The organism is Mycobacterium sp. DL99 (assembly GCF_004762045.1).
GTDB lineage: Bacteria > Actinomycetota > Actinomycetes > Mycobacteriales > Mycobacteriaceae > Mycobacterium.
This window is the reverse complement of the sequence record NZ_SJOM01000007.1, coordinates 5,717,514-5,738,579: the sequence shown is the minus strand read 5'-3', so window position 1 is coordinate 5,738,579 and position 21,066 is coordinate 5,717,514. Positions and strand designations below refer to the sequence as shown.

Here is a 21,066-nt window from a genome sequence, read left to right as displayed (position 1 = left end):
GGGGCGGACTCGCATGACATCTCGCGGTGGGAGATTCCGATGCAGCAGGATCAACAATCGCTGCCGGTAACGCGCGCACAGCTCGACATCTGGCTGGCGCAAGACATGGCTCGCTCCGGTACGGAGTGGCAACTCGGACTGTTCGTGAGAATCGCAGGCACGGTAGAGCGCGACGTCCTTGAGTGGGCGATCTGTCGGGTGATCCGTGAGGCCGAACCCGTACGGGCCACGTTCTTCGAAGTCGACGGTCAGGTTTTCCAGAGAGCGGTCGACCATTCGAATGTCGCGCTGGACTTCTATGACGTCCGGAACGCGGACGACCCCGTTCAGGAAGCCCGCGACCTGGCGGCGGCAATCCAACGCACACCAATGTCGTTGACCGGGCCGCTGTTCAGGTTCGCACTCTTCCAGACCCGTATCGATGAACACTTCCTGATCGCGTGCTTCCACCACATCGTGGTGGACGGCACCGGGCTCGCGCTGATCGGCCATCGCGTTGCGTCCGTCTACTCCGCAACTGTCACCGGCGCTCCCATCTCATCCGACTTGTTCGGCTCGTTGTCCGATCTGGTCGACTCTGAATCGGACTACGAGGCCTCAGGGGACTACCTCGACGATGAGGCCTACTGGGCCGGAAACCTTCCCCCTGACGACGAACAGCAGTATCCACTGCCTGTGGCCACGGACGAGCACGACCCGTACTGGTCTTCTGCGCCGGTGCAATTGGATCCCTCGGTCCTGCGCCGTGTTGAGCAGTCCGCCCAACTGAAGAGTCTCCCGCGATCGTCGGTCCTCACCGCGGCCTTGGCACTGTTGGTCCGCGGTTGGCGTGCGCAAGGCTCGACCGTGGTTCTGGATTTTCCGGTCAGCCGGCGAGTGAGCCCTGAAGCGCGAACCATTCCCGGGATGGTGGCGGGGGTTGTGCCACTGGTACTGGATGCGTCGCCGCAAACGTCGATCACCGATTTCTGCGAACAAGCTGACAGCCGGATTCGGGAAGCGTTGCAGCATCAGCGTTTCCCGGTGCACGGGCTTGAGCGCAAGGTCAACTCGCGCGGGTCGGGCCAGTTGGCGAACCGGGTCAGCGTCAACTTCCTTCCGTCGACGTTCACCCTGGACTTCGGCGGTGCGGAGGCATCCGCGACCTTGACCAACGCCGGTGTTGTGGGTGGCTTCGGGTTGATCTTCTCGGGCGCCGGCGACCAGCTCTTCCTCAGCGCCATGGGTACTGGGCAGCCGTTCTCGAACTTCGAGATCGCTGAACTGGCCGTCCGGTTGGAGCGGGTGCTGGTGGCGATGACGGCCGATCCGTCGCGCGCGTTGTCAACGGTGGATGTGTTGGATCGCGATGAGTGTTCGCGCCTCGGAACGGTCGGCCATTGGGCGGTCTTGCGGCAGCAAGTGGACGAAGAGTCGATTCCGGGATTGTTCGCGGCGCGGGTGGCGCAGGCCCCAGACGCGGTGGCGATCAGCTTCGACGGTCGTTCAATGTCCTATCGGGAGCTGGATGAGGCCTCGAATCGGTTGGCGCACCTGTTGGTCGCCCAGGGTGCGGGCCCGGGTACCTGCGTGGGTTTGCTTGCCGAGCGCTCGGCTGATGCGGTCGTTGCCATCTTGGGTGTATTGAAGTCGGGAGCGGCGTATCTGCCGATTGATCCGGCGGTGCCGGACGCCCGGATCGAGTTCATGGTGGCAGATGCCGCACCGGTGGCGGTGCTGACCACGGCGGCGTTGGTCGAGCGGCTGGACGGTCGTGCCGTGGCGGTCATCGATATGGCTGATCCGCGGATCGCCGCGCGGCCGGCGACCGCGCTGGCGGTCCCGTCTGCTGACGACCTGGCACACATCATCTACACATCGGGGACGACGGGAACACCGAAAGGCGTTGCAGTCACGCATCAGAACGTGACCCGGCTCTTCGATGGTATGGACATCGGTGTCGAGATGGGTCCGGGCCAGGTGTGGGCTGCGTGTTCGTCGTTGGCGTTCGATTATTCGGTGTGGGAGATCTGGGGGGCGTTGCTGCACGGCGGGCGACTGGTTGTGGTGCCCGAGCAGACCGCCCGGTCGCCCGAGATGCTGCAAGCGCTCCTGGTCGGGGAGCGGGTGACGGTTCTGAGCCAGACTCCCTCTGCTGTAGGTGTTTTGGATCCCGCGCAGTTGGATTCAGTGGCGGCGCTGATGGTGGCTGCCGAGGCGTGTCCGGTGGATGTGGTGGATCGGTGGGCGCCGGGCCGGGTGATGATCAACGGCTACGGGCCGACCGAGACCACGGTATTTGCCACGATCAGCGCTCCGCTGGTGCCCGGTTCGGATTCCGTCCCGATTGGTGTGCCGGTGCCGGGCACTGCGCTGTTTGTTCTCGATCAGTGGTTGCGCCCGGTGACTCCGGGTGTGGTGGGTGAGTTGTATGTGGCGGGCCGGGGTGTGGGTGTGGGTTATGTGCGCCGTCCGGGGTTGACTGCCTCACGGTTCGTCCCGTGCCCGTTCGGTGGTGACGGATCGCGGATGTATCGGACCGGGGATCTGGTGTCGTGGGGTCCTGATGGGCAGTTGCGGTATGCCGGGCGGGCTGATGAGCAGGTCAAGATTCGTGGGTATCGGATCGAGTTGGGCGAGATTCAAACGGTTTTGGCTGGTGTGGATGGGGTCGATCAGGCGGTGGTGATCGCCCGTGAGGACCGTCCGGGTGAGAAGCGTCTGGTGGCTTATCTGACCGGTGTTGCGGATCCGGTGCAGGTGCGGGCTGTGTTGGCGCAGCGGTTGCCGAGTTATATGGTGCCTGCGGCGGTCGTGGCGCTGGAGCAGTTGCCGTTGACGGTCAACGGCAAGTTGGACAAGCGGGCCCTGCCGGCACCCGAATACGTCGGTGACGGGTATCGCGCCCCGACCAACGCGGTCGAGGAGATCCTGGCCGGCATCTTCGCTCAGGTGTTGGGGTTGGATCGGGTGGGGGTGGATGACTCGTTCTTCGACCTCGGCGGCGATTCCCTGTCGGCGATGCGCCTCGTCGCGGCGGTCAACACCAGTCTGGATGCCGGGCTTGCCGTGCGCACCTTGTTCGATGCACCGACGGTGGCCCAGTTGGCACCTCGCATCGGCGAAAGCGTCGACCGGCGCGCACCATTGGTCGCCGGAAAACGCCCCGAAGCCATTCCACTGTCCTACGCGCAGAAGCGCATGTGGTTCCTCGATCAGTTGCAGGGGCCGTCGCCCATCTACAACATGGCCGTGGGTCTGCGGTTGACGGGGAGTCTGGATGCGGATGCGTTGGGCGCGTCTCTGGCTGATGTCATCGCCCGGCAGGAGAGCCTGCGGACGCTGATCGTCGCGGCCGATGGTGTGCCGCGGCAGGTGGTGGTACCGGCAGAGCAGGCCGATTTCGGTTGGCGGGTCGTCGCCGCCGGAGATTGGCCGGCAGGCCGGCTGGAGGAAGCCGTCAGCGCGGTGGTATGCCACAGCTTCGATCTGTCCACCGAGATTCCGTTGCGGGCAACGCTGTTCCGTGTTTCCGAGGATGAACATGTGCTGGTGACGGTGGTTCACCATATCGCTGCCGACGGCTGGTCGGTGACACCGTTTGTGGCGGACCTGGGCATGGCCTATACCAGTCGCGTCGCCGGGCAGGCCCCTGATTGGATGCCGTTGCCGGTGCAGTACGCCGACTACACGTTGTGGCAACAGGATTGGCTGGGTGTGGAGTCCGATCCCGGCAGTGTGATCGCCGGTCAGCTCGCGTATTGGGAGCAGGAGTTGGCCGGGCTTCCTGAGCGCTTGGAGTTGCCGACGGATCGGCCGTACCCGCCGACCGCGGACTACCGCGGTTCCAGCGTGGCGGTGGACTGGCCGGCGCAGTTGCAGCAGCAGGTCGCCCGGGTGGCTCGCGAACACAACGTCACCAGCTTCATGGTGGTGCAGGCCGCGTTGGCGGTGCTGTTGTCGAAGCACAGCTCCAGTTCTGATGTGGCCGTGGGATTCCCGATTGCCGGCCGTGGTGAGTCGGCGCTCGACGAGTTGGTCGGATTCTTCGTCAACACGCTGGTCCTGCGGGTGGACATCGCCGGAGATCCCACCGTGGCCGACCTGCTGGCGCAGGTGCGCCAGCGGGCCCTGGGTGCCTACGAGCATCAGGACGTGCCCTTCGAGGCGCTGGTGGACCGGCTCAACCCGACCCGCAGCCTGACGCACCACCCCTTGATCCAGGTCATGCTGGCTTGGCAGAACTTTGGTGGGGATCCCGCGGCTGACCTGGCGTTGGGTGATGTGCGAATCACGCCGCTGTCGTCTGAAACAAACACTGCGCGAATGGACCTGGCGTTCTCGCTGGCTGAGCAGTGGACCCCCGAGGGCGAGCCGGCCGGCATCTCCGGGGTGGTGGAGTTCCGCACCGATGTCTTCGACGCCACCAGCGTCGAAACCCTGGTCGAACGCCTGCAACGGGTACTGGTGGCGTTCACCGCTGATCCGTCGCGGGTGGTGTCGTCGGTCGACGTGCTCGATCACGATGAACATTCCCAACTGGATCAGGTCGGCAATCAGGCCGTACTGAACCAGACGGATGCGGCAATGTCGATCCCGGCGATGCTCGCCGCCCAGGTGGTTCGGGCCCCCGATGCGGTCGCAGTGAGTTTCGAAGGCTGTGCGCTGACCTACCGGGAGCTCGACGTCGAATCAAATCGATTGGCGCACGCGCTGATTGCTGCCGGGGTGAAGTCCGGCGACGCGGTGGCGTTGCTACTCGATCGTTCAGCACGAGCGGTCGTGGCGATGCTGGCGGCACTCAAGGCCGGAGCGGCGTATCTGGCGATCGACCCGGTGGTGCCCGACGAGCGGATGCAGTTCATGCTGGCCGATGCGGCTCCGGTCCTCGTGCTCACCACGGGCGGGTTGGCGCAGCGGCTGGGCGGGTCTGATGTGGCGACCCTCGATATCGATGATCCCCGGCTGTCAGCCGGCCCGGACACGGCGAGGTCGTCGCCGGGGTTGCCCACTCCTGACGACCTCGCCTACCTCATCTACACCTCGGGGACCACCGGCACCCCGAAGGGTGTGGCGGTCACGCACCGCAACCTGGCTCACGTCGCCGACTCGATGCCCGCCTCCCTACCGGTGGAACAGGTGTGGACGCAGTGCCACTCGTACGCGTTCGACTTCTCGGTGTGGGAGATCTGGGCCGCGTTGCTGACCGGTGGCCGGTTGGTGGTGGTGCCCGAAGCGGTGACCGCATCGCCGAACGATTTCCAGGCCCTCCTGGTGTCCGAACGGGTCAATGTGTTGACTCAGACCCCGTCGGCGGTGGCCGCGCTCTCGCCCGAGGGCTTGGATTCGGTGGCGTTGCTGCTGGGTGGTGAGGACTGCCCCGCCGATGTGGTGGACCAGTGGGCACCGGGGCGCGTCGTGATCAACGCCTACGGCCCCACCGAGGCGACGATCTATGCGTCGATGAGTGCGCCTTTGGAGAAGATCCGGGGAGATGGGCCCAACGTCGTCCCGATCGGTGCGCCGGTATCGACGGCGGCGTTGTTCGTGCTGGATCAGCGGCTGTGCCCGGTGCCTCCCGGGGTGATCGGCGAGCTGTATGTGGCCGGCCGGGGTGTGGGTGTGGGCTACCTGCGCCGCCCGGGGTTGACCGGGTCCCGATTCCTCGCGTGTCCGTTCGGCGGGGCCGGAACCCGCATGTATCGCACGGGCGATCTGGTCTCCTGGGGCCCCGATGGGCAGTTGCGGTACCTGGGCCGCGCCGATGAACAGGTGAAGATCCGCGGATACCGCATCGAACTCGGTGAAGTGCGCGCTGCCCTGTCTGAAGTGGCCGGGGTGCAGCAGGCGGTGGTCCTCGCTCGTGAGGACCGTCCCGGTGACAAGCGACTCGTCGCCTACATCACGGGTACGGCGGATCCGGTCCAGGCACGGGCCGCGTTGACGCAGCGGTTGCCGAGCTACATGGTGCCGGCCGCAGTGGTGTTGCTCGACGCACTGCCGTTGACCGTCAGCGGCAAGTTGGATGCGCGGGCCCTGCCGATACCCGAGTACCAGGGCGCTGCCCTGTACCGTGGCCCGTCCGGCCCTACCGAAGAGATCCTGGTCGGCATCTATGCCCAGGTGCTGGGGTTGGAGCGGGTCGGGGTGGACGACTCGTTCTTCGATCTCGGCGGTGACTCACTGCTGGCGATGCGGGTGATCGCGGCGATCAACACCGGTCTGGATTCCGGGCTGGCGGTGCGGACGTTGTTCGATGCCCCCACGGTGGCGGAGTTGGCCCCCCGGATCGGTGAGGGCTCCAACACGCGAAAGGCTTTGGTGGCCGGCGAACGTCCCGCGGTCGTCCCGTTGTCGTTTGCGCAGAGCCGGTTGTGGTTCCTCAACCGGTTCGAGGACGGGGCCGCGACATACAACATGCCGACGGCGTTCCGGATCAACGGTGCGCTCGACGTCGAGGCGCTGGGTGCAGCCCTGGACGATGTGATCGCCCGGCATGAGTCGCTGCGTACCGTCTTCCCCGACATCGACGGGGTCGCCTTCCAGAAGGTGTTGCCCGCCGAGGCGGGGTTGTGGCGCCGTGGTGGTCCTGCGGTGGTGTCGGTGTCGGAGACCGATGCCGCCTCCGAGCTGGTGGCGTTGGCGGGGTACCGCTTCGACCTGTCGGCCGAGATCCCGATCCGGGCCCAGATCTATCAGATGGGTCACGAGCAGTACCTGCTGGCGATCGTCTTGCATCACATCGTATTTGATGGCTGGTCGATGGCCCCGATGGTGCGGGATGTCGGAGTGGCTTACGCGAGCCGGTGTGCCGGACAGGCTCCCGAGTGGGCGCCGTTGCCGGTGCAGTACGCGGATTACACACTGTGGCAGCAGGAGTGGCTGGGTTCGGAGTCCGATCCCGACAGCGTGATCGCCGCGCAGTTGGGGTACTGGCGCCGGGAGTTGGCGGACCTGCCCGAGGTGGTGTCGTTGCCGGCCGACCGGCCGCGTCCGCCGGTACCCAGCTACCACGGCGACCGGGTACCGATACACATCGACCAGGAACTGTGGGCCGGGGTCAAGGCGGTTGCCGCGGCGCACAACGCGACGGTGTCGATGGTGTTGCAGGCCGCGATGGCGGTGGTGCTGCAGCGGGCCGGCGTCGGCGAGGACGTGGCGCTGGGCACCCCGATCGCCGGGCGGACCGACGCCGCGCTCGATGAGTTGGTCGGGTTCTTCGTCAACACCTGGGTGCTGCGCGTGAGGGTCGGTTCGGGGCTGCGCTTCAGCGATGTGGTGGAGCAGGTGCGCCAGAAGGCTCTGGACGCCTACAGCAACCAGGACGTGCCCTTCGAGCGGCTCGTGGAGCGGCTCAACCCGACGCGCTCCACCTCGCACCACCCGCTCTTCCAGGTCGCGATGGTGTTCCAGAACAACGTGCGCCCGGACGTTGCCCTGGCCGGTGCCGAGGTCGAGGCACTGGTGGCCGAAACCCACACCGCCAAATGGGATCTGGACATCGATCTGCGGGATGTGCCCGGCGAAGGTGCTGCCGGGATGGTCACCTATGCCACGGATTTGTATGACCGGTCCAGTATCGAGCGGTTGGTGCGTTGGTTCGGTCGGGTGCTTGAGGTTGTGGTGGCGGACTCGTCAGTCGTGGTGGGTGAGGTGGGTCTGCTGGATCCTGCCGAGCGGGATCTGGTGTTGCAGAACTGGTCTGGTTCGGGTGTGGGTGCTCCGGTCGGGTTGGGTTCGGAGTTGTTGGCGGCGGCGGTGGCGGCGGATCCGGATGGTGTGGCGGTTGTCGATGGGCAGCGGGTGTTGTCGTATCGGGAGCTGGATGAGGTGTCGAACCGGTTGGCTCGGGTGTTGATCGGTGCAGGGGTTGGTCCGGAGCGTGCGGTGGGCGTGGCGATGGGCCGCTGTGCTGAGTTGGTAGTGGCGTGGTGGGCGGTGCTCAAGGCGGGTGGGGTGTATGTGCCGGTGGATCGGTCGCATCCGGCTGAGCGGATCGCCGCGGTGTTCGACACCGTCGACGCCGTGTGTGTGCTGACTCGCGACACCGACACGCTGTCCGGCGCCGGGACTCGACCCGTGCTGCGGACCGATGATATCGATCTGTCGGGCTGGTCGTCCGAGCCGATCACCGACGTGGATCGGTTGGCGCCGTTGGATATCGACGATGCCGCCTACGTGATCTTCACGTCCGGTTCCACCGGGACGCCCAAGGGCGTGGCAATCAGCCATGCGGGTCTGCAGGGTGAAGCCGCGGCACATCGCGAATTGTGGGGGGTGGCCCCGGGCGCGCGGGTGCTGATGGTGGCCGCACCGACGTTCGATGCCTCGGTGTTCGAGTGGCTGTGGGCGGTGTCCTCCGGCGCCGCGCTGGTGGTGGCAGCGCCGGATTCCTATGCCGGAGAAGCATTGACCGCCGTGATCGAGGATCAGCGCGTTGATGCCGCGTTGATCACCCCGACGGTGGTGGCAACGCTGGACCGGACCCGACTGGGCGGGTTGACCACCCTGGTCACGGGTGGCGAGGCGTGCCCTGCGGAGCTGGTGGCGGCGTGGGCACCCGGACGGGCGATGTTCAACGCCTACGGACCGACCGAGGTCACCATCTGGTCGATCTGGAGTGCGCTCAGATCCGGAGAACCCGTGCGGATCGGCGCCCCGATCGCGGGTGTGTGCGCACAGGTGCTAGATGCGCGGATGCACCCCGCACCGGTAGGGGTGGTCGGTGAGCTGTATCTGGCCGGCCCGGGGGTGGCTCGCGGTTATGTCGGCCGGCCCGACCTGACGGCGGACCGGTTCGTGGCCAACCCCTTTGGAGCTCCCGGAACCCGCATGTATCGCACCGGAGACCTGGTGCGCTGGACCCCGGCGGGAAGCCTCGAGTACCTGGGCCGGGCCGACGCGCAGATCAAACTGCGCGGCCAGCGGCTGGAACTAGGGGAGATCGAGAACACCCTGCTGGCCTGCCCCCAGGTTGCCCGGGCCGCCGCCACCGTCTTCCACAGCGAGGCCGCTGATCATCTCGTTGCCTACGTCAGCCTGGATCACACGAGCACCGCCGATCACGAGGCGGAAGTCGTCGATCAGTGGCAGCAGATCTATGACGAGCTGTATGACGCTGATCTCGAGGTGGTCGAGTTCGGCAGTGACTTCCGAGGTTGGAACAGCAGCTACACCGGGCAGCCGATCCCCTTGCCGGAGATGGCCGAATGGCGTGCGACTGCCGTGGATCGCATCCTCGGCCTGAAACCGCGGCGGGTGCTGGAGATCGGTGTCGGCTCGGGCCTCATGCTGGCGAAGGTGGCCCCCCAATCCGTGGAGTATTGGGGCACAGACTTTTCCGCACCGACCATCGCGAAGCTGCAGGTGGCCGTCGCCGGCCAGCCGTGGGGCGATCGGGTGCGGTTGCAGGCGCAGCCGGCGGACGTGATCGATGGATTGCCGCTGGGCCACTTCGACACGATCATCATCAACTCGGTCGTCCAGTACTTCCCCAACGCCGGATATCTGACCGAGGTGATGGACAAGGCCGTGGAACTGTTGGCGCCCGGGGGTGCCCTGTTCATCGGCGACGTGCGCAACCACAGCCTGCAGGGCGCATTCCAGACTGGAATCGCGCTCGCCCGCAGCGATGCGGATGCCGACACCGACGAGATCCGCCAGAAGGTGCAGCGCGCGGTGCTCGGTGAGCCCGAGTTGCTCTTGGCTCCTGAGTTCTTCACCAACTGGGCGGCCGGGAACGGCGCAACGGCCGGGGTGGGCATCGAAGTCAAGCGCGGTATGGCCGACAACGAGTTGAGCCGGTACCGCTACGACGTCGTCGTCCACAAGACGCCGACGGCGATGTGCTCGCTCGCCGGTGCGCCGGTGTGGATGTGGGAGCACTGTGCGGGCCTGATCGGGTTGCACACCGAATTGACGACGCAACGTCCGGCGGCCGTGCGGGTCGCCGCGATTCCGCGCGGCGGGGTGATCGCCGATGTCGCCATCGAACAGGCCCTGGCCGCAGGCAGGTCGGCGGGTGAAGCCCTCCCCACCCCCGATGACGCGGTGACCCCGGAACAGTTGTACCGGCTCGGCGAGGACGACGGCTATCAGGTCGCGGTGACGTGGGGTGCGGAACCCGGCACCGTCGACGCGGTCTTCATCGACACCACCCGACGGGGGCACCGTCGAGTGCTGACCGACCTGTACCTGCCTGCGGCCGAGTCCCGGCAGCGCAGCACCTACGCCAACGATCCCGACACCAACAGCAAAGTCAGCGCGGTACGGCAGTGGTTGGGTGCACGGTTGCCCGAGTACATGGTGCCGAGCCAGATCGTGGTGCTCGAGGAGTTCCCGCTGACCACGTCCGGCAAGATCGACCGTAAAGGCTTGCCGGAGCCGGTGTTTGCCGCCACGGTATTCCGGGCTCCACAGACTCCGACCGAGAAGACCGTCGCCGAGGTCTTCACCGAGGTGCTCGGCCTGGACCGGGTGGGCCTCGATGACGACTTCTTCGCCCTCGGCGGTGACTCGTTGATCGCCACCCGGGTGTGCGCACGGTTGCAGTCGGCACTGGGCAGGGACGTTCCGGTGCGGTACCTCTTCGACGCTCCCGCCGTCGGCCGCCTGGCCGACTACCTCGACCGTAACCAGGGGCGGGCGGCCCGGCCACCGATTCAGGTGCTGACCCGCCCGCAACGCATCCCGTTGTCCTACGCCCAACAGCGCCTGTGGTTCCTCGAACAGCTGCAGGGGCCGTCGCCGATCTACAACATGGCCGTGGGGCTTCGACTGAACGGCCACCTGGATGCCGATGCCCTCGGAGCGGCGCTGGCCGATGTGGTGGGTCGACAGGAGAGCCTGCGCACGATGTTCCAGTCGGTCGACGGGGTTTCCCGGCAGGTCGTGGTACCCGCCGAGCAGGCCGATTTCGGTTGGCAGATCGTCGATGCCGGTGGATGGTCGGCGGACCAGCTCGATGACGCCATCGGCGCGGCTGCCCGTCGCAGTTTCGACCTGGGGCACGAAATTCCGTTGCGGGCCACGCTGTTCCGCACCTGTGCCGACGAGCATGTGCTGGTGGCGGTGGTGCACCACATCGCCGCCGACGGCTGGTCGGTGGCACCGTTGGTGGCGAATCTCGGGGCCGCCTACGCCGGCCGAACCTCGGGACGGGCTCCCGATTGGGAGCCGCTGCCCGTGCAGTACGTGGACTACACGCTGTGGCAGCGTGCACAGCTCGGTGATCTGGAGGACACCGACAGCCGGATCACCGAGCAGTTGGCCTACTGGGAGCAGGAACTCGCCGGGCTCCCCGAGCGTCTGGAGTTGCCGACGGACCGGCCGTACCCGCCGGTGGCGGACTACCGTGGGGCCAGCGTGCTGGTGGAATGGCCGGCACAGCTGCAGCAGCAGGTTGCCCGGGTCGCCCGTGAGCACAACGTGACCAGCTTCATGGTGGTGCAGACCGCGTTGGCCGTCCTGCTGTCCCAACTGAGCGCCAGCTCGGATGTGGCCGTCGGAATCACCATCGCCGGTCGCGGTGAGCCCGAACTCGATGAACTGGTCGGCTTCTTCGTCAACACGCTGGTACTACGGGTCGACCTGGCCGGGGATCCCACCGTGGCCGACCTGTTGACGCAGGTGCGTCGGCGCGCCCTGGGCGCCTATGAGCATCAGGATGTGCCCTTCGAAGTATTGGTCGATCGGGTCAATCCGACCCGCAGCCTGACCCACCACCCGCTGGTACAGGTCATGCTGGCCTGGCAGAACCTGCCGTGGCAGCACAGCGATCCGGCCGCGGGACTGACGTTGGGAGATGTGCAGGTCAGCCCGATTGCGGCGGAAACTCACACGGCCCGAATGGATTTGGCGCTGTCTCTGTCCGAACGTTGGACATCCGACGGTGCGCATGCGGGGATCTCCGGGATGGTGGAGTTCCGCACCGATGTGTTCGACACCGCAAGCATCCACATCCTGATCGATCGGTTGCGGCGGGTGCTGGCCGCGGTGACCGCCGACCCGGCCCGCACGGTGTCCTCGGTGGACCTGCTCGACGAAGGCGAACGCTCGCGACTCGGGGAGCTGGGTAACCGCGCGGTGTTGGCCCGGTCGGTGTCGGGTTCTGCGTCGATTCCGGCGTTGTTCGCGGTACAGGTGGAGCGGGTTCCGGATGCGGTGGCGGTGTCGTTTGCGGGTCGTTCGGTTTCGTATCGGGAGTTGGATGAGGCGTCGAATCGGTTGGCGCACTTATTGGTTGCTCAGGGTGCGGGTCCGGGTCGGTGTGTGGCGTTGTTGGTGAACCGGTCGGTTGAGGCGATCGTGTCGATTCTGGCGGTGCTCAAGTCTGGTGCGGCGTATCTGCCGATCGATCCGATGCATCCCGATGCACGGGTCGAATTCATGCTCACTGACGCCGCCCCGATCATGGCGATCACCTCGGCGGGCTTGGCCGACCGACTGCACGGGCGCGATGTGCCGGTCATCGATGTCGACGACCCCCGCATCGAGACCTACCCGGCCACACAGCTGCCGGAGCCGGCCTCCGATGACATCGCGTACCTGATCTACACCTCGGGCACCACCGGTCTGCCCAAGGGCGTGGCGATCACGCATCACAACGTGACCGAGCTGCTGGAGTCGTTGGATGCCGATGTCGAGCGTGCCGGTGTGTGGTCGCAATGCCACTCCTATGCCTTCGATTACTCGGTGTGGGAGCTCTGGGGCCCGCTGCTGGCCGGCGGCCGGCTGGTGGTGGTTCCCGAGGACGTCACCCGCTCGCCGCAGGAACTGCACGCGCTGTTGGCGACCGAGCAGGTCACCGTGCTCAGTCAGACCCCGTCCGCGTTCTACGCCCTTCAGGTCGCTGACACTCAGCAGCCCGACCTGGGCCGGCAGCTCAAGCTCGAGACCGTGGTGTTCGGTGGTGAGGCACTCGAACCTCAGCGGCTCGAGCCGTGGCTGTCCAGCCATCCCGCCGGGACACCACGGATGATCAACATGTACGGGATCACCGAGACGACCGTGCACGCCTCGTTCCGGGAGATCTTCGACGGTGACATCGGCAGGGCGGTGAGTCCGATCGGTGTTCCGCTCGCGCATCTCGGGTTCTTCGTGCTGGACAAGTGGTTGCGTCCGGTACCCCCGGGCGTGGTGGGTGAATTGTATGTGGCCGGAACAGGTCTGGGCGTCGGATATGTGCGCCGCGGTGGTTTGACTGCCGCGCGGTTCGTGGCCTGCCCGTTCGCGGGCAACGGGTCATCAGGACGACGGATGTACCGCACCGGCGATCTGGTGTCGTGGGACACCGCCGGTGAGTTGCGTTATGCCGGGCGCGCCGATGAGCAGGTCAAGATCCGTGGCTACCGGATCGAGTTGGGTGAGATACAGACCGCTCTGGCGGATCTGGACGGCGTGGAGCAGGCGGTGGTGATCGCCCGTGAGGACCGTCCGGGTGACAAGCGTCTGGTCGGTTACCTCACCGGTGCCGCGGATCCGGTGCAGGTGCGCGCTGCGCTCGCGCAGCGGCTGCCCGGCTATATGGTGCCCGCGGCGGTCGTCGCACTCGAGCAGCTACCGCTGACCGTCAACGGCAAACTCGACAAGCGCGCCCTGCCGGCTCCGGACTACGCCGATGGTGACGGATACCGCGCCCCGACCAACGCGGTCGAGGAGATCCTCGCCGGAATCTATGCGCAGGTGCTGGGGTTGGAGCGGGTCGGGGTCGATGATTCGTTCTTCGACCTCGGCGGTGACTCGCTGTCGGCGATGCGGCTGATCTCCGCGGTCAACACGAGTCTCGATGCCGGCCTCGCGGTGCGCGCGGTGTTCGACGCCCCATCGGTATCCGAGCTGGCGCCGCGGATCGGCGAGAGTTCGGGCCGCCGTACCCCGTTGACGGCGCAACAACGGCCCGAGGTGGTGCCGTTGTCCTATGCGCAGCAACGGTTGTGGTTCTTCAACCAATTGCAGGGGCCGTCACCGGTCTACAACATGCCCACCGCGTTGCGGATCACCGGGGCGTTGGACGTGGAGGCCCTGGGCGCGGCGCTGGCCGATGTGGTGGGCCGCCAGGAGGGCCTGCGCACGTTGTTCCCGGCTGTCGAGGGGATCCCCCGGCAGGTGGTCGTGCCGGCCGAGCAGGCCGACTTCGGTTGGCAGATCGTCGATGCGGCCGGATGGACTGCCGAGCAGCTGTCGGCGGCCGTGCACGCCGCGGTGTGCCACACCTTCGATCTGGCCACTGAGATCCCGCTGCGGGCAACGCTTTTCCGTATGGGGCCCGACGATCACGTATTGGTGGCGGTCGCGCACCATATTGCCGCTGACGGCTGGTCGGTGACCCCGCTGGTGGCCGACCTCGGGGTGGCGTACGCCGGCCGATGCGCCGGTCAGGCCCCGGACTGGGCACCGCTGCCGGTGCAGTACATCGACTACACGCTCTGGCAACAGGATTGGCTGGGATCCGAGGAGGATCCCGACAGCGTGATCTCCGGACAGTTGGCGTACTGGCAGGAGGCGCTCGCCGGGATGCCCGAGCGCCTGGAGTTGCCGACGGATCGGCCTTATCCGCCGGTGGCGGACTACCGCGGGGCAAGCGTGACGGTCGACTGGCCGGCCCAGCTGCAGCAGCAGGTGGCCCGGACGGCTCGGGAGCACAACGCGACCAGCTTCATGGTGGTGCAGGCCGCCCTGGCGGTGTTGCTGTCGCAGCTGAGCGCCAGTTCCGATGTGGCGGTTGGGATCGCGATAGCAGGTCGCGGCGAGCCCCAGCTCGATGAGTTGGTCGGTTTCTTCGTCAACACGTTGGTGCTACGGGTGGACCTGTCGGGAGATCCCACCATCGACGAACTGTTGAGTCAGGTACGCCAGCGCAGTCTGTCGGCGTTCGACCACCAGGATGTGCCGTTCGACGTGCTGGTGGAGCGACTCAACCCGGCCCGGTCGCTGGCGCGTCATCCGCTGGTGCAGGTGCTCCTGGCGTGGCAGAACTTCGCCGGAGACCCAGCGGTCGATGTCGCGCTGGGCGATGTGCAGATCGCGCCGCTGTCTGCCGAAACCCATGCGGCCCGGATGGATTTGGTGTTCTCCCTGTCCGAACGGTGGACCCCCGACGGTGAGCCGGCCGGTATCGGTGGCGGAGTGGAATTCAGAACCGATGTCTTCGACGCCGCCAGCATCGACAAGCTGGTCGAGCGGTTAAGGAGAGTACTCATGGTGCTGACCGCAGAACCCGGGGGGCAGTCATGACCGCGGATCTCACCCGGCGCTTGTCGTCGATGGACCTGCTCGACGAGGGCGAGCACTCCCAGCTCGATGATTGGAGCAACCGTGCAGCCCTGAACCGGCCGGCGACCCGGTCGGTGTCGGGTTCTGCGTCGATTCCGGTGTTGTTCGCGGTACAGGTGGAGCGGGTTCCGGATGCGGTGGCGGTGTCGTTTGCGGGTCGTTCGGTGTCGTATCGGGAGTTGGATGAGGCGTCGAATCGGTTGGCGCACTTGTTGGTTGCTCAGGGTGCGGGTCCGGGTCGGTGTGTGGCGTTGTTGGTGAACCGGTCGGTTGAGGCGATCGTGTCGATTCTGGCGGTGCTCAAGTCTGGTGCGGCGTATCTGCCGATCGATCCGATGCATCCCGATGCACGGGTCGAGTTCATGCTCACTGACGCCGCACCTGCCGTGGCACTTGTGACAGGTGGGTTGGCCGCGCGGTTGGCCGGGTGCACAGACCTGGTGGTCATCAATGTCGAAGATCCCCGCATCGATGACCAGCCCAGCGCGCCGCTGGATGCGGCGCCTGCCGCCGATGACATGGCGTACCTGATCTACACCTCGGGCACCACGGGTGTGCCCAAGGGCGTGGCGATCACGCATCACAACGTGACCGAGCTGCTGGAGTCGCTGGATGCCGATGTCGAGCGTGCCGGTGTGTGGTCGCAGTGGCATTCCTATGCGTTCGACGTTTCCGTGTTCGAGATCTGGGGCGCACTCCTGGCCGGTGGCCGGTTGGTGGTGGTCTCCGAGGAGGTGACCCGCTCGGCAGCGGACCTACTCGCGCTGTTGGTGACCGAAGAGGTCACCGTGCTCAGCCAGACCCCCTCGGCGTTCTATGCGCTCCAGGCAGCGGAGGCCCAGCAGCCCGACCTGGGCCGGCAGCTCCAGCTCAAGACCGTGGTCTTCGCCGGCGAGGCGCTCGAACCTCAGCGCCTGGAGTCATGGCTGGCAAACCATCCCGCGGGGTCGCCGCACCTGCTCAACCTGTACGGAACCACCGAGACGACGGTGCACGCCTCGTTCCGGGAGATCGTCGAGGCTGACACCGCCAGCGTGGTCAGTCCCGTCGGGGTGCCGCTGACCCATCTCAGTTTCTTCGTGCTGGACAAGTGGCTGCGCCCGCCGCCGGTCGGGGTGGTGGGGGAGTTGTATGTGGCAGGCACCGGCCAGGGCATCGGGTACTGGCGTCGGCCCGGACTGAGCGCATCGCGGTTCGTGGCCTGCCCGTTCGCCGGCAACGGGTCATCAGGACAACGGATGTACCGCACCGGGGACCTGGCGTCCTGGGGGCCCGACGGGCAACTGCGGTATGCCGGACGTGCTGACGAGCAGGTCAAGATCCGCGGGTACCGCATCGAACTCGGTGAAGTGCGGGTGGCGCTTTCCGAGGTGGCCGGGGTCGAGCAGGCGGTGGTGATCGCCCGTGAAGACCGGCCGGGTGACAAGCGTCTGGTCGGCTATGTCACCGAATTGGTCGCCGGAGCAGTCGATCCGGCCGCGGCGCGCGCCGCGCTGGCCGAACGGCTGCCGAGCTACATGATCCCCACGGCTGTGGTGGTACTCGAGGCCTTGCCGTTGACGGTCAACGGCAAGCTCGACAAGCGAGCTCTGCCGGCACCGGAATACACCGATGGTGACCGGTACCGGGCCCCGTCCAGTCCCACCGAGGAGATCCTGGCCGGGATCTACGCCCAGGTATTGGGTTTGGAACGGGTCGGGGTCGATGATTCGTTCTTCGATCTCGGGGGTGACTCGCTGTTGGCGATGCGGGTGATCGCCGCGGCCAACACGAGCCTGGATTCGGGGCTTGCGGTCCGTGCGATCTTCGATTCGCCGACGGTGGCCCAGCTGGCACCACACATCGGCGAGGGGTCGGGCCGCCGTACCCCGCTGGCAGCCAGAGAGCGGCCCGAGGCGGTGCCGCTTTCCTATGCGCAGCAACGGTTGTGGTTCCTCAACCGGTTCGAGGGCGGAGCTGCCACCTACAACATGCCGACCGCACTGCGGATCAACGGACCGTTGGATGTCGATGCGCTGGATGCCGCGATCGATGATGTGATCGCCCGGCACGAGGCGCTGCGGACCGTCTTCCCGGACACCGACGGGGTGGCCGTCCAGAAGGTGTTGCCCGCCGAGGCGGGGATGTGGCGGCGTGGTGGCCCGGCCGTCATACCGCTGCCGGAGTCCGATGTGATGGGCGCGCTCACCGCGCTGGCCGCGTACCGGTTCGATCTGGCCACCGAGATTCCGATCCGGGCCCAGATCTACGAGGTGGGCCCGCAGCGGTATGTGCTGGCGATCGTGCTGCATCACATCGCTTTTGACGGTTGGTCGATGGCCCCGATGGTGCGCGACGTGGGGGTGGCCTATGCCGGCCGCAGTACCGGCCGGGCTCCCGAGTGGGCGCCGTTGCCGGTGCAGTACGCGGATTACACTCTGTGGCAGCAGGAGTGGCTGGGTTCGGAGTCCGATCCCGACAGTGTGATCGCCGGCCAGCTGGACTACTGGCGTCACGAGTTGGCGGACCTGCCCGAGGTGGTGTCGTTGCCGGCGGACCGGCCCCGTCCGCCGGCACCCACCTACCGTGGCGAGGCGGTTGACCTGAGCATCGACCCGCAGCTGTGGGCCGGGGTCAAGGAGGTTGCCGCAGCGCACAATACGACAGTCTCGATGGTGTTGCAGGCTGTCACGGCGGTGGTGTTGCACCGCGCCGGCGCCGGTGACGACGTGGCTCTGGGAACCCCGATCGCCGGACGGATGGACCAGGCGCTCGACGAGTTGGTCGGATTCTTCGTCAACACCTGGGTGTTGCGGGTCGGGGTGAAGTCCGGGCTGCGCTTCAGCGAGGTACTTGAGCAGGTGCGGCAGAAGGCGCTGGATGCCTATGGCAATCAGGACGTGCCGTTCGAGCGGTTGGTCGAGCAACTCAACCCGGTGCGTTCCACGTCGCATCATCCACTGTTCCAGGCTGCCTTGGTGTTCCAGAACAACAAGCGCCCCGAAGTTCTGGACATCGACGGAGTCACCGTCGAGGGGCTGGCGGCCGATATCCGGACCGCGAAGTTTGACTTGGACATCGATCTGCGGGAGGTGCCCGGCGATGACCCGGACGCGCCGATGGCCGCCGGCATGGTGACCTATGCCATGGATCTGTACGACCGTTCCAGCATCGAGCGGTTCGTGGTTTGGTTCGGGCGGGTGGTCGAGGCTGTCGTGGCCGACTCGTCGGTGGTGGTGGGCGACGTGAGCCTGCTGGACCCCGATGAGCGGGACCAGATGCTGTACAGGTGGTCCGGCGCTGAGGTCAATGCGGCCGTGGGTCTGGGTGACCAGTTGTTGGCTGCGGCGGTCACAGCCGCTCCGGATGCCCCGGCGATCGTCGACGGTACCCGCCAGCTGTCGTATCGCGAGTTGGACGAGGCGTCGAGCCGGTTGGCGCGGGAGCTGATCGCGATCGGAGTGGGCCCGGAACGCACGGTGGGTGTGGCTGTCGCCCGGTGCGCCGAATTGCTTGTGGCGTGGTGGGCGGTGCTCAAGGCCGGTGGGGCGTATGTACCCGTGGACCCGGGGCACCCGGCTGAGCGGATCGCCACGGTCCTCAACACCGCTGAGGCCTCCTGCGTGCTGATCTGTGGAGCGGACACCCTGGAGGGCACCGGGAGCCGCCCGGTGTTGCGCCTCGACACCCTGGACGTGTCGGGACACAGTGCCGCCCCGATCACCGATGCGGACCGATTGGCGCCGTTGACTGTCGATGCCGCCGCCTATGTCATCTTCACCTCGGGGTCCACGGGCACTCCCAAGGGCGTGGCGGTGAGCCACGCAGGTCTGTGGGGAGTGGCAGCGGCCCACCGAAAGTGCTTCGCGATACGTGCGGATTCGCGGGTGTTGACGGTGGCCGCACCGACGTTCGATGCCTCGGTGTACGAGTGGCTGTTGGCCGTGGACATGGCTGCCGCGCTGGTGGTGGCGCCGCCTGATTCCTACGCCGGCGAAGCACTGACTTCCGTGATCGCGGATCAGCGCGTCGATGTGGCGGTGTTCACGCCGACGGTGCTGGAGACGCTGGACCGGGCCCGGCTGGACGGGTTGAAGACGGTGATCACGGTCGGGGAGGCCTTGCCGGCGGAGTTGGTCGCCGCCTGGGCACCGGGCCGGCTGATGTACAACGGATACGGGCCTACCGAGATCACCATCTGGGCCAGCTGCACACCGGCGCTGACGGCGGGACAACCGGTGGACATCGGCACCCCGATCACCGGGGTTCGCACGCTGGTACTCGATGCGCGGCTGAACGCGGCCCCCGTCGGAGTGGTGGGCGAGCTGTATCTGGCCGGTCCGGCGGTGGCGCGCGGTTACGTGGGCCGGGCCGACCTGACCGCAGATCGATTCGTGGCCAACCCCTTTGGCGGGCCCGGGTCGCGGATGTACCGCAGCGGCGACCTGGTGCGCTGGACGGCCTGGGGGGCACTCGAGTATCTGGGGCGCGCCGACGCCCAGGTCAAGCTGCGCGGGCAGCGCATCGAGTTGGGGGAGATCGAGAACACCCTGTTGGCCTGCCCGCAGGTCGGCCGGGCCGCGGCGGCGGTGCACCACACCGACACGGCCGATCACCTGGTCGCCTACGTCAGCCTGGAGCGCTCGAGCACCGCCGACCATGAGGCCGAGGTTGTCGATCAGTGGCAGCAACTGTATGACGAGCTCTATGACGCCGGGGGCGAGGCGGAGGAGTTCGGCAGCGACTTCCGTGGTTGGAACAGCAGTTACACCGGGCAGCCGATTCCACTCGATCAGATGCGGGAGTGGCGGGCGGGGGCCGTCAGTCGGATCCTGGCTCTGCGCCCGCGTCGGGTGCTGGAGATCGGTGTCGGTTCAGGCCTGATACTCGCGCAGGTGGCCCCCGAGTCCGAAGAATATTGGGGCACAGACTTTTCCGCGCCGACCATCCAGACGTTGCAGAGGGCCGTGACCGGGCAGCAGTGGGGGGGCCGGGTGCGGCTGCAGGTGCAGCCGGCCGATGTCGTCGACGGCTTGCCGGCGGGGCATTTCGACACGATCATCATCAACTCGGTGGTCCAGTACTTCCCCAACGCCGGATATCTGACCGACGTGATGGACAAGGCCATGGAACTGCTGGCACCCGGTGGGGCGTTGTTCCTCGGCGACGTGCGCAACCACAGCCTGCAGGGCGCCTTCCAAACTGCCATCGCCTTGGCGCACGTCGACCCTGCCGATACCGACGAGGTTCGGCAGCGGGTTCAGCGGGCTGTGCTCGGTGAGCCTGAGTTGCTTTTGGCTCCAGAGTTTTTCACGGCCTGGGTGGACGGTCATGCGGCAGTGGGTGGCCTGGGTATCGAAGTCAAACGTGGTGAAGCCGACAACGAGTTGACGCGGTATCGCTACGACGTCGTCATCCACAAGACTCCGGCCGCGGTGTGCTCGCCGGCGGATGCACCCGTGTGGGCGTGGGCGGATTGTGCGGGTGTGAGCGGGATGCACAGCCGGCTCATATCGGAACGTCCACCGATCGTGCGCATCAGTGCCATACCCCGCGCCGGCGTGATCGCCGATGTGGGCATCGAGCAGGCCCTGGCTGCCGGAGGGCAGGTGGTGGATGCCCCACCCGACGCCGATGCCGTTACGCCCGAACAGTTGTATCAGTTGGGTGAGCAGGCGGGGTACCGCGTCGCGGTCACCTGGGGTGCCGAGCCCGGCACGGTCGAGGCGACGTTCATATCGGCTGACCACCCCGGCTACACAACAGCACTCACCGATCTGTATCGGCCGGCGTCCGGGGTGCAGCAGCGCAGCAGCCTGGCCAACGATCCCGATG

At 66.7% G+C, this 21,066-nt stretch carries 1 protein-coding gene and 1 pseudogene; both read left to right on the top strand.

From position 1 onward, the window contains the following. Positions 1 to 105 precede the first annotated feature (105 nt). Positions 106 to 15,213, top strand: a complete 15,108-nt coding sequence (locus EYZ64_RS27900; RefSeq protein ID WP_502703029.1) for an amino acid adenylation domain-containing protein — start codon at positions 106 to 108, stop codon at positions 15,211 to 15,213. Beyond that, positions 15,210 to 20,402: pseudogene (locus tag EYZ64_RS32810) on the top strand (amino acid adenylation domain-containing protein); the annotation flags it as partial. The gene EYZ64_RS27900 and the pseudogene EYZ64_RS32810, both read left to right, overlap by 4 nt. Between the last annotated feature and the right edge of the window lie 664 nt (positions 20,403 to 21,066).

Coding starts and splice junctions, on each gene's coding strand:
- EYZ64_RS27900 (WP_502703029.1), top strand. CDS start 106: ATGGCTCGCTCCGGTACGGAGTGGCAACTCGGACTGTTCGTGAGAATC.